Origin of the sequence: Nocardia sp. NPDC004654, from assembly GCF_040609595.1 — a bacterium.
Taxonomy (GTDB): domain Bacteria; phylum Actinomycetota; class Actinomycetes; order Mycobacteriales; family Mycobacteriaceae; genus Nocardia.
This window is the reverse complement of sequence record NZ_JBEXKI010000001.1, coordinates 224,180-239,309: the sequence shown is the minus strand read 5'-3', so window position 1 is coordinate 239,309 and position 15,130 is coordinate 224,180. Positions and strand designations below refer to the sequence as shown.

Here is a 15,130-nt window from a genome sequence, read left to right as displayed (position 1 = left end):
GCGCCGTCGATTGATGCCGGAATGTCGGGAACCGGCATCGGTGTGACGCGCGTCTCGTTGGCAGCACGGGTGTCGCCCCGCCGGTTCGGCGCGGCGGCACCGCAACAGCAGAAAGTGAGCAGGATTCATGCGTTTCGGCAGGGCCGCCGCGCCGAAGAGTGTCAAGTCGGGTCGGCGAGGCGCACCTCGTGGTTGGCGTAATCGAATTCTGGCTGTCGGAGCCGCTGCGCTAGCGCTGCCGATCGCCGCCGGACTGGCTTCCCCGACCGTCGCCACAGCCGCTCCCGTGCACGCCCCGGTGCTGCGCGCGCCGGCCGGTGGCTACGAGGAGTTGATGGTCCCGTCGCAGATGGGTCCGATCAAGGTTCAGGTGCAGTGGGCATCGCGCGGCGGCAACGCGGCGCTGTACATGCTCGACGGCCTGCGCGCTCGCGACGACCGCAACGCGTGGTCGTTCGAGACCAACGCGATGGAGCAGTTCAAGAACGACAACATCACCCTGGTGATGCCGGTCGGCGGTCAGTCGAGCTTCTACACCGACTGGTACGCGCCGAGCAACACCAACGGTCAGAAGACCACCTACAAGTGGGAAAGCTTCCTGACCAACGAGCTGCCGAACTTCCTCGCGGGCTACGGCGTCTCCAAGAACAACAACGCGGTCATCGGTCTGTCCATGGGCGGTAGCGCCGCGCTGGCGCTGGCCGCCTACCACCGCGACCAGTTCAAGTTCGCCGCGTCCTACTCCGGCTACCTGAACATCTCCGCGCCGGGCATGCGCGAGGCGATCCGCATCGCGATGCTGGACGCGGGCCGCTACAACGTGGACTCGATGGCCGCGCCGTGGAGCCCGCAGTGGCTGCGCATGGACCCGTTCGTGTTCGCGCCGCAGCTGAAGGGCCTGCCGATGTACATCTCGGCGGCGTCGGGTCTGCCCGGTCAGTTCGACCGGCCCGCCTCCCCGGTCGGCCTGTTCAACACCGGTAACGCGATGGCGCTCGAGGCTCTGTCGCTGGTCAACACCCGCGCGTTCCAGGTCCGCCTGAACTCGCTCGGCATCCCGGCCTTCTTCGACTTCCCGGCCGCGGGCACCCACTCCTGGAAGTACTGGGAGGGCCAGCTGTGGAACTCGCGCAAGGGCATCCTGGACGCCACCGGCGCCTGGTGATCACCGCGCACTGAACAACCGCACGACGCCGTCGCTTCCTCGCGAAGCGGCGGCGTCGTCGTTTTCCGACACGCCGGTTCGCTATGGGCGCGGCTACCGGAAACTGAGGGTTTGCCGGAGTAGAAAACTCATGTGGCTGGAGTTGCGTGTGGTAGATGGGGGAGAGTCCGACGACGCGGCGGACGCACGGCGCGCGGCCGTTTCGCCATGCTTGCCACCGCCCTGGTGCTACCTCTCGCCGCGGGAATCACCACCCCGCTGACCTCGCCTGTCGCCGCCCAGCCCACGGCAGCCCTCGCCGAGGCCACCGTGCAGAACGTGGTCTGGCACGGTGACCGCCGGGTGGCGCTGTGGGTGAACTCGCCGTCGATGGGCGCGCCGATACAGGTGCAGTTGCTGCTTGCCAGGGACTGGAACAACCGGCCGGACGCCAGGTTCCCCGTGCTGTTCCTGCTCGACGGCCTGCGCGCCACCGAGGACGAGAGCGGCTGGACCAAGGACGCGGGGGCGGCGGGCTTCTACGCCGACAAGAACGTCACGGTGGTGCTGCCGGTGGGCGGCCAGTCCAGCTTCTACTCCGACTGGTTGCAGCCGAACAACGGCAAGAACTACAAGTGGGAGACCTTCCTCACCAAGGAGTTGCCGCCGCTGCTGGAGAGCCAGTGGCGGGCCACCGCTGTGCGCGGCATGGCGGGCCTTTCGATGGGCGGCACCGCGGCCATGTTCCTCGCCGGACGCAATCCCGGTTTCGCCAAGTACGCCGCTTCGTACTCGGGTTTCCTCACCACGACCACGCTCGGCATGCCGCAGGCCATCGAGTTCGCCATGCGCGACGCGGGCGGTTTCGACTCGGCCGCGATGTGGGGTCCGCCGACCAGCCCGGAGTGGGAGAACCACGATCCGTACTTCCTCGCCGACCGGCTCGAGGGCACCAGCATCTACGTCTCCAGCGGCAGCGGCGCCACCGGGCCGTTCGATCAGGCCTCCGGCATTCCCGGCGTGAGCACCAACTACGCGGGCATGGGGCTGGAGATCCTGTCCCGGCTCACCTCGCAGAACTTCGTCACCAAGCTGGCCGAGCTGTCCATCCCCGCGCAGGTCAACTACCGGCCATCGGGCACCCACTCGTGGCCGTACTGGGACTTCGAGATGCGTCAGTCCTGGCCCCAGGCGGCGGCCGCGCTCGGGATCGAATCCGACAAGCCCGCGTGCGCGCCCGCCGAGTCGATCGGCGCCGCGGTGGCCGCGAACGGCTGGCTCGGCGAATGTCTCACCGGGGAGTACCAGGTGGCGGGCGGTGTCGCGCAGGACTTCCACGGTGGGCGGGTCTTCTTCGCGCCGGAGAGCGGCGCGCACGCGGTCGGCGGCATGATCGGCGGCGGCTACCAGGCCGCGCACGGACCCGCGGGCCCGCTCGGCCTGCCGACCGGCGGTGAACGCGGGCTGCCCGATGGACGCGGCCGGTTCCAGCCGTTCCAGCACGGCTCGCTGTATTGGACGCCACAGACCGGAGCGCAAGTGGTGCGTGGCGCGATCCTCGACGAATGGGGCGCGCAGGGCTTCGAACGCGGACCGGCGGGCTATCCGACCGCGCCGGAGATCAAGACGCCGAACAAGGATGGCGCGGTGCAGGCCTTCGAAGGCGGTCCGTTCTATTACAGCGCCAAGACCGGCGTGCACCGGGTGCACGGGCTGATCCTCGGCAAGTACGCCCAGCTGGGATACGAGAACAGCTGGCTCGGTTTCCCTGCGGCGGAGGAACTTCCGCTGAAGGATCTCGGCCGCTACAGCCGATTCGAGGGCGGCAACATCTATTGGAGTCCGCTCTCCGGAGCCTGGGCGGTGCGCACCGGGCCGATGATGGACGCCTGGCAGAGCGTCGGCTTCGAGAACGGCAAACTCGGGTATCCGATCAGCGACGAGTTCGCGATTCCAGGCGGTGTGCGGCAGAACTTCCAAGCCGGGTTCATCACGGTGGTGAACGGCAAATCGGAGGTTCACGGTCTTTGATTCCGACCGGTCTGTTGGCTGACTGACGCCGGTCGGCCCGTGGTTGCCATTACCCTGGGGGCGACCGATCCCCCTTGCCCAATAGATCGAGGACAGAAATACATGCATCGGACCCGAGGAAAGGTACTCGGCGTCGCCGTGGCGATCGCCGCGACCGGCCTGCTCAGCGCCTGCGGTGACAACGACTCGACCGCGACGAGCACGCCGACTCTGAAGCCGACCACGACGACGTCGGCGCCCGCCGCCGCGCCGACCAGCCCGGCCGAGACCGGCCACGAAGGCCACGAGACCACCCCGGCTCCCGCGCCCGAGCAGGCGCCGCCGCCCGTCGAGACCGTCGCGCCGGAGCGTCCGGAGCCGGTGCCGACGAATGTGGTGCCGCCCGCCGACACCTCCAATCTCACCGAGAAGGACCGCAAGTTCCTCGACGCGCTGAAGGCGCAGGGCATCACCCCGTCCAGCCCGGATATCGCGCTGAGCATCGGTAGCTACGTCTGCCAGGGCGTCGCCGCTGGCGCGTCCGAGCAGGACCTGACCACGTTCGTCAACGCTATGGCCGGTTCCGACCCGTCCTTCGACCCGGCCAAGATGCCGGTCGAGCAGGCCGGTCAGATCTACATTCAGACGGCCAAGCAGAACTACTGCCAGTGATGGCGGGCGGTTCGAGACCCCGCCGGCTTCGGCCGGTGGGGTGCCTGGTCGCGCTGGCGGTCGTCGCGTTGATCGTCGTCGTGGTGATCTTGCTGTGGTTCCTGCTGGCCGGACGGCTGCGGGTGCCCAAGCCGGGCCCCGAACCGCCGCCCAAGCCGCCGACCTCGCAGCCCGCCACCTGCCCGGACGTGCAGATGATCTCGGTGCCGGGCACCTGGGAGTCGAGCAGCGCCGACGACCCGCGCAACCCGGCGGCCAACCCGCTGTCGCTGATGCTCAACATCTCCGGGCCGGTGCGGCAGCAGTTCCCCGCCGAGCGGGTCGACGTCTACACCGTGCCGTACGTCGCGCAGTTCTCGAACCCGATCGCCATCCCGCCGGACGGTCAGGAGTCCTACAACAACAGCCGTTCCGAGGGCACCCAGCGGATGGTCGACATGATGACCGAGCGATCCCGTGAATGCCCCTTGACGACTTACGTGATCGCCGGGTTCTCCCAGGGCGCGGTGATCGCCGGCGACGTCGCCGCGCAGATCGGCGCGGGCAAGGGTCCGGTTCCCGCCGACCGCGTCCTCGGCGTGACGCTGATCGCCGACGGGCGACGCACCCTCGACACCGGCCCGGGACGCGCCATCCCGATCGGCGCCACGCCGCCCGGCGTGGGCGCGGAGGTCGCGCTGACGGGCCTGAAGGTCCCCGGCATCACGATGACCGGCCCGCGCGACGGTTTCGGCGCGCTCGCCGACCGCACCTACACCATCTGCGCACCGGGCGACATGATCTGCGATTCGCCGCCGCAGGCGCTGAACCCGGTGAACTGGATCCCCAGCGTGCTCGCGCTCGTGCGGGCGGTCGGAAATCCGGTGCACGCCTTGTACAACGGATACGTGGTGGACGGCGACGGCACCACGGCGACCCAGTGGACGGCGAGCTGGGCGAGCGGTCTGATCGAGGGCGCCCCTCGGCCGCCGCATTCGTGAGATGGCACAAACCACGCCGACGTCGTCGTGTGTTCGGCCAGCCTGTGCCGCAGCAACCGTACGGGAGTTCCCCGGCACGTTGTAAAGTGCGCTGATGATCGCGACTACCCCCGAGTATCAGGGGCGCGAGTCGCGCCGTATTTCCTTACAGCCAGGAGCATGAGTTCATGACACAAGCCGCCGCATCGGCCGGTGAGCTGACCGCATTGGGCACCCCGTTGCGTCCTTTTCGCTTCGGGGCTGCGGGCGAGGGGAACAAGCAGGAAGGCGGCGCCCGCAAGTTCATCCAGACGGCGCAGCAGGCCGAGGAGTACGGGTTCGACACCTTTTTCGTGCCCGATCACCTCGGTGATCAGATCGGCCCGATCGCCGCGCTCGGCGCACTGAGCCAGGCCACCGAGAAGATCCGCCTTGGTACGTCGGTGCTGGCCAACGGCTTCCGCCACCCCGTGGTGCTCGCCAAGGACCTGGCCACCATCGACGTGCTGTCGAAGGGCCGCCTCGAGGTGGGCGTCGGCGCGGGCTGGAAGCAGGACGAGTACCTGGCCGCGGGCCTGGTCTACGACTCGCCGGGCGTGCGTCTGGCCAAGCTGGACGAGGCGCTGACCATCCTCGACGTGCTGCTGCGCGGCCAGGAGTGCACTTTCGAGGGCAAGTACTACCAGGTCAAGGGCATCAAGGGCACCCCGCGTCCGCGGCAGGGCCCGCGCCCGCCGATCTGCACCGGCGGCGGCGGACCGAAGATGCTGCGCCTGGCCGCCAAGCACGCCGACATCATCTCGATCGTTCCGGTCACCACCAAGAACGGTAAGGGTCTGCTCTCCGGCATCACCATGGAGAAGACCATCGAGAAGGTGAACCTGATCAGAGAGGCCGCGGGCGAGCGGTTCGACCAGATCGAACTGAACTGGGCCATCACCGCGATCGTCATCACCGACGATCGGGAGAAGACCGCCGAAATGGCGCTCTCGGCCATCGACCGCGGTCTGCATCCCGACCTCGAGGTCGACACCAAGCTCTCGGTCGAGGACATCCTGAATTCGCCTTACGTGGCGATCGGGACGTTCGAGGAGATCGCCGAACAGATCCGTCGTGTGCGGCAACTCACGTCGATGTCGTATGTCGGCGTCTTCCCCACCCAGATGGACGCGTTCGCACCGGTTATCCCCCTGCTGCGGGAAGAGTGACCCGGTCTTCTCTGTAACATGTCTCTGGTTTGAGAACATCTAGCCAATAGCGGTCACCGCGCAGACCGCGTCGAATTTGCAGGTTTGGCTCTAGGACGACGAGCACCCGCGGGCGAAAGCGAGTCGGGGCCTCACAGGTAACAGGCGGCGTCGCCGCCGTCCTGCTGCGTGTGCCTCGGAGGAGAAGAAGGAATGGAAGAGACTTTCGACGACTACCTGGACGAAACCGGGAACATCCGTATTCCCGAGGATCACACCCTGGTTGATCACGTCGAGAAGCACACCCGCAACGACGCGAACACGCTCGCGTACCGCTACATCGACTACTCGCGGGAACGCGATGGCGAGGTGCACGAGCTGACGTGGCAGCAATTCGGTGTTCGGCTGCGCGCGGTGGCCGCCCGTCTGCAGCAGGTGACCAAGCCGGGCGACCGGGTCGCGATCCTCGCTCCGCAGGGCCTCGACTACGTGGTTTCCTTCTTCGCCGCCATCTACGCGGGCACCATCTCGGTGCCGCTGTTCGACCCGGACGAGCCCGGTCACACCGACCGCCTGCACGCGGTGCTCGGCGACTGTGAGCCCTCGGCCATCCTGACCGCGAGCTCCTCCGCGGCCGGGGTGCGTCAGTTCTTCCGCGCGCTACCCGCGGCGCAGCGCCCGCGCATCATCGCGGTCGACGCGATCCCGGACAGCGTCGGCGAGACCTGGGTCCGCCCGGACATCAAGATCGACGACATCGCCTACCTGCAGTACACCTCGGGTTCGACCCGGGTTCCGGCCGGTGTGGAGATCACCCACCGGGCCGTCGGCACCAACCTGCTGCAGATGGTCCACTCCATCAACCTGGACTGGAACTCGCGCGGCGTCACCTGGCTGCCGCTGTTCCACGACATGGGTCTGCTGACGGTGATCCTGCCCGCGGTGGGTGGCAAGTACATCACCATCATGTCGCCGAGCGCGTTCGTGCGCCGCCCGTACCGCTGGATCAAGGAACTCGCCGCGGTCTCCGACGGCGCCGGGACCTTCGCCGCCGCACCGAACTTCGCCTTCGAGCACGCCGCGGCGCGCGGTCTGCCGAAGCCGGGCGAGTCGCTGGATCTGTCGAACGTCATCGGCCTGATCAACGGCAGCGAGCCGGTCACCACCTCCTCGATGAAGAAGTTCAACGAGGCGTTCGCGCCGTACGGCCTGCCCAAGACCGCGATCAAGCCCTGCTACGGCATGGCCGAGGCGACCCTGTTCGTCTCCGCGACCAAGGCCGAGGACGAGGCGAAGGTCGTCTATGTCGACCGCAACGAGCTCAACGCCGGTCGGATGGTGAAGATCGACCAGAACGCCGAGAACGCCATCGCGCAGGTGTCCTGCGGTTACGTGGCGAAGTCGCAGTGGGCCGTGATCGTGGACCCGGAGACCGTCGAGAGCGACGGCGGCGGCCACGAGCTGCCCGACGGCCGGGTCGGCGAGATCTGGCTGCACGGCAACAACATGGGCATCGGCTACTGGGGCCGTCCCGACGAGACCGCGAAGACCTTCCAGAACAAGGTCACCGAGCGGCTCGCCGAGGGCAGCCACGCCGAGGGCGCCGAGGCCGACGGGCACTGGATGCGTACCGGCGACTACGGCGTGTACTTCGAGGGCGAGCTCTACATCACCGGCCGCGTCAAGGACCTGGTGATCGTGGACGGCCGCAACCACTACCCGCAGGACCTCGAGTACTCGGCGCAGGAAGCGAGCAAGGCGCTGCGCCCCGGCTTCGTCGCCGCGTTCTCGGTGCCCGCCAACCAGCTGCCGCCCGAGGTGTTCGAGCAGGGTAGCCACTCCGGCCTGAAGACGTTCGACGCCGATGACGCCTCCGAGCAGCTCGTCATCGTCGGCGAGCGCGGCCCGGGCGCGGGCAAGGCCGATCCGCTGCCGATCGCCGACGCGGTGCGCGCGGCCGTCTCGCAGCGCCACGGTGTCACCGTGCGCGACGTGCTGCTGGTTCCCGCGGGCTCGATTCCGCGCACCTCCAGCGGCAAGATCGCCCGGCGCGCCTGCAAGACCGCTTATCTGGAGGGAACGCTGCGAGGTGGTTACACCCAGCAGGCTTTCCCCGATGCACCGGAAGAGTAATTGCCCAGGGTGAGTTAGAAGCCGACCAGCGACGCTCGGCGCGGATCTCATCCACGCCGAGCGTCAATTCACGGCGCGCCCGGTTACGCAGACAGGTAGCTTGAGGAATTGATGGCTGACAACGAGGGCACGCCCACCCAGACGACCGAAATCGCCTCCGCCGCCACGGAAGGCGCGGCCGCGCCTGCCGCCACGGACATCTCGGTGGCCGAACTGCGAGAGTGGTTGCGCCGCTGGGTCGCCGACGCGACCGGGCAGCCGATCGAGCAGATCACGGTGGATCGGCCGATGGAGGAGTTCGGACTCGCCTCGCGCGACGCCCTCGCTCTCGGCGGCGACATCGAGGAACTCACCGGTGTCATGCTGAACGCGACCGTCGTCTACAAGCATCCGACCATCGCGTCGTTGGCCGAGGTCATCGTGCACGGTGAGCCCGAGGCGCCCGAGGAGTCGGCGGACGACGCTTTCTACACCGCCCGTTTCACCCCGGGCGAGGCGCACGACATCGCGATCGTCGGTCTTTCCACCCGGCTGCCCGGTGCGGGCGACACCCCGGAGTCGACCTGGGAATTCCTGATCAACCGCGGCGACGGCATCCGGGAAAGGCCCGAAGGCCGCTGGTCGGAGTTCCTGAGCGAGCCCGAAGTCGCGAAGGCTGTCGCCGAGGGCAATACGCTCGGCGGCTACCTGGACCAAGAGGTCGTCAAGGGCTTCGATGCCGAGTTCTTCGCGATGTCGCCGATCGAAGTCGAGCGCGTCGATCCGCAGCAGCGACTCATGATGGAGCTGACCTGGGAGGCGCTCGAGCACGCCAGGATTCCGGCGAGCGAGCTGCGCGGTGAATCGGTCGGCGTCTTCATCGGTTCGTCCGCCAACGACTTCCAGCTGATCGCGGCGCTCGGCCTCGGCGGCGAGCGCGACGGCAACCTGCCCGCGACGGCGCAGGGATACGCCATCATGGGCAGCGTCTCCAGCATCATCCCCAACCGGGTGTCCTACTTCTTCGACTTCCGTGGTCCGTCGGTCTCCGTCGATACGGCCTGCTCGTCGACGATCGTCGCCGTGCACCAGGCGGTGCGTGCGCTGCGCGACGGCGATGCCGATCTGGCGCTGGCGGGCGGCATCAACATGATCCTGACGCCGATGGCCACGCTCGGCTTCGACATGGGCGGCGGCGTCGCGAAGGACGGCCACATCAAGGCCTTCTCCTCCGACGCCGACGGTATGGTGCGGTCCGAGGGCGGCGGCCTGGTCGTGCTGAAGCGACTGACCGACGCGGAGCGGGACGGCGACCGGATTCTCGCCGTCATCAAGGGTTCCGCGGTCAACAACGACGGCCGTTCCAACGGTCTGCTGGCGCCGAACCCGGACGCGCAGGCCGACGTGCTGCGCGCGGCCTACCGCGATGCGGGCATCAAGCCCTCCACCGTCGACTACATCGAGGCGCACGGCACCGGCACGCCGATCGGCGACCCGATCGAGGCCGACGCGCTCGGCCAAGTGGTCGGTCGCGGTCGCGACGCCGACAAGCCCGCGCTGCTCGGCTCGGCCAAGACCAACTTCGGCCACCTCGAGTCCGGCGCGGGCGCGGCCAGCTTGGCCAAGGTGATCATGGCGTTCCAGCACAACGTCATTCCGCCCAACATCAACTACGCGGGCCCGAGCCCGTTCATCCCGTTCGAGCAGGCGCGGCTGAAGGTCGTCGACGCGCCGACCGAGTTCCCGCGCTACAGCGGCGTCGCCACCGTCGGCATCTCCGGCTTCGGCTTCGGCGGCACCAACGCGCATGTCGTGCTTCAGGAGTACGTGGCGTCTGCTGCCGCACCCGCTGAGGTGGCGTCTGCTGCCGCACCCGCTGAGGTGGCGTCTGCTGCCGCACCCGCTCAGGGTGCGCCGGTCGAGGTGTCTGCTGAACAGCGTCTGGACGACGAGACCACCGACGTGGTCGCCGAGGCCACCGAGATCGTCGCCGAGGCCGAGGCGGAAGCCGTCGAGGCTGCGGCCGCCGAGGTGGAAGCAGCCGAGGTGGAAACCGCGGCGCCCGCCGAATGGTCGGCCGACCGCGAAGAGCCGCTGCCGGTGATCCTCGCGGTGTCCGGCTACCTGCCCTCACGCCGCAAGCGCGCCGCCGCCGTGCTCGCCGACTGGCTGGAGTCCGACGCTGGTCGCGACGTCCCGCTCGCCGACGTGGCCCGTTCGCTGGCCAAGCGCAGCCATTGGCGTTCGCGCGGCGTCGTGGTCGCCAAGACGCACGAAGAGGCCGTCGCCGGTCTGCGCGCGATCGCCGCGGGCAAGCCGGGCACCGGCGTCTTCACCGCCGACGCCCCGGCCGCGCAGGGCCCGATGTGGGTGCTCGCCGGATTCGGCGCGCAGCACCGCAAGATGGGCAAGCAGCTCTACCTGGAGAACTCGATCTTCCGCGCCACCGTCGACCAGGCCGACGAGCTGGTGCAGGACGAGGCCGGTTACTCGATTCGCGAGCTGATCCTGGACGACGCCCAGGACTACACCGTCGGCACCTCGCAGGTCGGCATCTTCACCATCCAGATCGGTCTGGCCGCGCTGCTGCGCGCACACGGCGCCGAGCCCACCGCCGTCGTCGGCCACTCGATGGGCGAGGTCGCGGGCGCCTACATCGCGGGCGGTCTCGCGCTCGAGGACGCGGTGCGGGTGATCTGCGCCCGTTCGCGCCTGATGGGCGAGGGCGAGCAGATGATCAGCGACGACGACGTGCGCAACATGGCGCTGGTCGAGCTGAGCGCCGCCGACGTCGAGGCGATGCTGCCGGAGTACCCCGACGTGGAGGTCGCGGTGTACGCCGCGCCGACCAACACGGTGATCGGCGGCCCGACCGAGCAGGTGCAGGCGATCGTCGCCAAGGTCGAGGAGGCGGGCAAGTTCGCCCGCGTGCTGCAGACCCGCGGCGCGGGCCACACCTCGCAGATGGATCCGCTGCTCGGCGAGCTGGCCGCGGAGCTGGCCGGTATCGAGCCGACCCGCATGAAGACGGGCCTGTACTCGACGGTGAACAAGGAGCAGTACTACCGTCCCGGCCACGACCCGATCCACGACGAGGACTACTGGGTCAAGAACATGCGCCACAGCGTGTACTTCACCAACGCGGTGAAGCTCGCGGTGGACTCCGGGCACACCACGTTCCTGGAACTCGCGCCGAATTCCGTTGCGCTGATGCAGGTTCTGGGCACCACCTTCGCCGCGGGGCTGCACGACGCGCAGCTCATCCCGACGCTCAAGCGCAAGGAAGACGAGTCGGCGGGCGTGATCTCCGCGCTGGCCCAGCTCTACGTGCACGGTCACGCCGTCGACCTGCCCTCGCTGCTGCCCGCCGGTGACTACGCCGACGTGCCGCGAACGGTGTTCGTGCGCAAGGAGTACTGGCCGAAGGCGCAGATGACCAGCGGCAGCGGCAACACCAAGGTCCCCGGCGCGCACGTCGCGCTGCCGGACGGCCGCCACGTCTGGGAGGTCCAGGCGGGCGCCGTCACCGAGCTGCCCGCGCTCGTACGCGCCGCGGCGGCGCAGGTGCTCAGTGATGTCGCCCTCGGTGCATCCGTGCCGCACGGCGCGCTGCCCGCGGCAGGCACCCTCACCACCACGCTGACCCCGCACCTCGGCGGCGCGTCGGTGCAGGTGCACGCCAAGGAGGGCAACGCCTTCCGCTTGCTCTTCGAAGCTGTCGTGACCTCCGGCGCCGCGCTGCCGGAAACCGCTGTCGCGCAGCCGGTTACCGAAACCGCGGTCGCGACGGTCACCGAGCCCGAGGTCGTGGAGACCTTCGGCGACCGCTGGGACCCCAACGGCAGCCAGACCATCGAGCAGCGGCTCGCGATCATCGTCGCCGAGTCCATGGGCTACGCGGTCGAGGACCTGCCGATGGAGATCCCGCTCATGGAGCTGGGTCTGGACTCGCTGATGGCCATGCGCATCAAGAACCGCGTCGAGTACGAATTCGACATCCCGCAGCTGCAGATCCAGGCCGTGCGCGACGCGAACCTCAACGAGGTCGGCAAGGTGCTGCGCTACGCCATCGAGCACCGCGACGAGGTGCAGGCCATGGCCGACAAGCAGGCCGCGGGCGAGGAGATCGCCGTCGACGGCGACTTCATCGCCGCGGCGCGTTCGGCCCTGGAATCGGGCGAGGATCCGGCCGCCGCGGTGAAGGCCGCTGGCGCGCCGGTGCCGGGGCTCGACGCCGAGAACACCACGATCGAGGCCGAGGCGGAAAAGATTGTCGCCGAGGCGGAATCGGCCGCGGTCGCCGCGACGGTCGAGGCGCCCTCGGAGCCGGAGGAAGACGCCGCTGCCGCGCTCTTCGGCGAGCAGCAGTCGCAGGCCGACGAGGACGGCGTGCCGCCGCGCGACGCCGCCGAGCGGCTGACCTACGCCAGCTGGGCCGTTGTCACGGGCAAGTCGGCGGGCGGCATCTTCAACACCCTGCCGATCCTGGAGGAGGAGGTCGCCGAGAAGCTGGCGGCCCGCCTCACCGACCGGGTCGGCGCCGAGGTCACCGTCGACGACGTGCTCGACTCGGAGACCATCGAGCAGCTCGCCGAAATCGTGCGCGGACTGCAAGACAGTGGTGCCGACGTGGAGGGCTTCATCCGTCCCCTGCGCCCGCGTCCCGAGGGCTCGAATGCCGTGCCGGTCTTCGTCTTCCACCCGTCGGGCGGCAACACGTTGGTCTACGAACCGCTGCTCAAGCGGCTTCCGGCCGACACCCCGATGTACGGCTTCGAGCGCGTCGAAGGCGATATCGAGGAGCGCGCGCGGCAGTACCTGCCCGAGCTGCGCAAGATCCAGGGCAACGGACCTTACGTGCTGTACGGCTGGTCGCTCGGCGCGGTCTTCGCGCTCACGGTGGGACAGCTGCTGCGCGCGGAAGGCGCCGACGTGCGCTACGTCGGACTGATCGACCTCGCGATCCCGGCCGAGCCGGAGGACAACAGCCCGGCCGAGCGAGTCCGGCGCATCCAGCGCTACCAGGAATTCGCGAAGAAGACCTACGGCATCGAGGGCGAACTGCCCGAGGAGCAGCTCATGGAGCTGGCCGGTGCCGACGACGACGAGCAGTACACGATCGTCACCAACCTCATCAAGCTGACCGGCGCCAAGATCCCGGGTGGTGTGCTCGAACACCAGCGCACCTCCTGGGTCGAAGGACGGCACCTGGCCAAGACCACGCCGACCCGCTATGACGGCAACGTTGTGCTCTATCTCGCCGATCGCTACCACGACGGGATGATCGAACTCGAGCCGCGCTACGCGGACCGGCGCCCCAACGGCGGCTGGGACGAGTACATCCCCAACCTCGAGGTCATCCACATTCCGGGTGATCATCTGCAGATCGTCGACGAGCCGCGGATCGGCAAGATCGGTGCCGACCTGACCGCGAAGCTCGGGGAAATCGAGGCGAAAGGCGCACAGTGAGCACTACTGCCGAGAAACTCGCCGACCTGCGGAAACGTCTGGATCTGGCGCAGGAACCGGCGGGTGAAGCGGGGGTCGCGAAACGGGCCAAGAAAGGCATCCCCAGCGCCCGCGACCGGATCAACATGCTGCTCGATCCGGGAACCTTCGTGGAAATCGGCGCTCTGGTGCGCAAGCCCGGTGATCCCACCGCGCTGTACGGCGACGGCGTGGTCACCGGCCACGGCCTGGTGGACGGCAGACCCGTGGCGGTGTTCTCCCACGACCAGACCGTGTACGGCGGGTCGGTCGGCGAGATGTTCGGCCGCAAGGTCGCCTACATCATGGAGTACGCCGCCAAGGTCGGCTGCCCGGTCGTCGGCATCAACGACTCCGGCGGCGCGCGCGTTCAGGAGGCGGTCACCTCGCTGGCCTGGTACGCCGAGCTCGGCAGACGCCAGGAGCCGCTGTCCGGCCTCGTTCCGCAGGTCTCGATGATTCTCGGCAAGTGCGCGGGCGGCGCGGTGTACGCCCCCATCAACACCGACGTGGTGGTGGCGACCGAAGAGGCGTACATGTTCGTCACCGGCCCCAAGGTGATCCGCGAGGTCACCGGCGAGGACGTCAGCCTGGAGGAGCTGGGCGGCGCGCGGAGCCAGGCCGAGTACGGCAACATCCATCACGTCGCCAAGGACGAGACGGCCGCGTTCCAGTGGGTCCGCGACTACCTGAGCTTCCTGCCGACCAGCTGCACGGAGCGGGCGCCGATCGTGAATCCCGGCCTGGAGCCGGAAGTCACCGATTCCGACCGCGAACTGAACTCGATCGTGCCCGACTCCGACAACGCGGGCTACGACATGCACGAGATCCTGCTGCGCATCTTCGACGACGGCGATTTCCACGAGATCGGCGCGACCGCGGGACGCAACATCATCACCGGCTTCGCCAGGGTGGACGGTCGCAGCGTCGGCGTGGTCGCCAACCAGCCGATGGTGTACGCCGGTGCCCTGGACGCCCGCGCCTCGGACAAGGCCGCGCACTTCGTCCGCCTCTGCGACGCCTTCGAGCTCCCGCTGGTCTTCGTGGTGGACACGCCCGGCTTCCTGCCCGGTGTGGAACAGGAGAAGATCGGCGTCATCAAGCGCGGCGGCCGCTTCCTGTTCTCCTTCGTGGAGGCGAGCGTGCCCAAGGTGACGGTGGTGATCCGCAAGTCCTACGGCGGCGGCTACGCCGTGATGGGCTCCAAACAGCTCGGCGCCGACGTGAACCTGGCCTGGCCGACCGCCCGCATCGCGGTGATGGGCGCGGAGAGCGCGGTGAGCCTGATCGGGGCGCGGCAGATCGAGGCGGCGCCGGAGGAGCAGCGCGACGCGGTGCGCAAGCAGATGATCGACTTCTACAACGCGACCGTGGCGACGCCGTGGGTGGCCGCCGAGCGCGGGTACATCGACGCCGTCATCGAGCCGTCGAGCACCCGCCTGGAGCTACGCCGCGCTCTGCAGCTGCTGCAGGACAAGCAGCTCGAGCGCAACCCGCGCAAGCATCACCTGCTGCCGCTGTAACTTCCCAGCGAATCGAAATCGGGCCGTACTCCCTTG

The 15,130-nt window shown here is 68.6% G+C and carries 8 protein-coding genes; all 8 read left to right on the top strand.

Annotated features, from left to right (window positions below; genetic code table 11):
* Window positions 1–127: 127 nt before the first annotated feature.
* The 8 genes from ABZV58_RS01075 to ABZV58_RS01040 all read left to right on the top strand — a co-directional run bounded on the left by ABZV58_RS01075 (window position 128) and on the right by ABZV58_RS01040 (window position 15,094).
* Window positions 128–1,165 (top strand): alpha/beta hydrolase family protein, encoded by a 1,038-nt coding sequence (locus ABZV58_RS01075; RefSeq protein ID WP_354998152.1) that lies wholly within the window; start codon window positions 128–130, stop codon window positions 1,163–1,165.
* Window positions 1,166–1,372: 207 nt separating this feature from the next.
* A complete protein-coding gene (locus tag ABZV58_RS01070; RefSeq protein ID WP_354998151.1) occupies window positions 1,373–3,175 on the top strand; it encodes an alpha/beta hydrolase-fold protein in 1,803 nt (600 codons plus the stop codon).
* A 102-nt stretch (window positions 3,176–3,277) separates the two neighbouring features.
* Entirely contained in the window at window positions 3,278–3,826 is a 549-nt protein-coding gene (locus tag ABZV58_RS01065; protein WP_354998150.1) for a DUF732 domain-containing protein, read from the top strand.
* Window positions 3,826–4,806 carry a cutinase family protein gene (locus ABZV58_RS01060; protein ID WP_354998149.1) on the top strand — a complete coding sequence of 327 codons (981 nt, stop codon included), beginning with the start codon at window positions 3,826–3,828 and terminating at the stop codon, window positions 4,804–4,806. Before ABZV58_RS01065 ends, ABZV58_RS01060 begins: the two co-directional genes overlap by 1 nt.
* A 167-nt stretch (window positions 4,807–4,973) precedes the next feature.
* Complete coding sequence (locus ABZV58_RS01055; RefSeq protein WP_354998148.1) at window positions 4,974–5,993, top strand: LLM class F420-dependent oxidoreductase; 1,020 nt, start codon at window positions 4,974–4,976, stop codon at window positions 5,991–5,993.
* Window positions 5,994–6,185: 192 nt separating this feature from the next.
* Window positions 6,186–8,105, top strand: coding sequence for a long-chain-fatty-acid--AMP ligase FadD32 (gene fadD32 / locus ABZV58_RS01050; RefSeq protein ID WP_354998147.1), 1,920 nt, complete (start codon window positions 6,186–6,188; stop codon window positions 8,103–8,105).
* A 111-nt stretch (window positions 8,106–8,216) separates the two neighbouring features.
* Window positions 8,217–13,553 (top strand): polyketide synthase Pks13, encoded by a 5,337-nt coding sequence (gene pks13 / locus ABZV58_RS01045; RefSeq protein WP_354998146.1) that lies wholly within the window; start codon window positions 8,217–8,219, stop codon window positions 13,551–13,553.
* A complete protein-coding gene (locus ABZV58_RS01040) occupies window positions 13,550–15,094 on the top strand; it encodes an acyl-CoA carboxylase subunit beta (RefSeq protein ID WP_354998145.1) in 1,545 nt (514 codons plus the stop codon). The genes pks13 and ABZV58_RS01040 overlap by 4 nt, the downstream gene beginning before the upstream one ends.
* Window positions 15,095–15,130 lie beyond the last annotated feature (36 nt).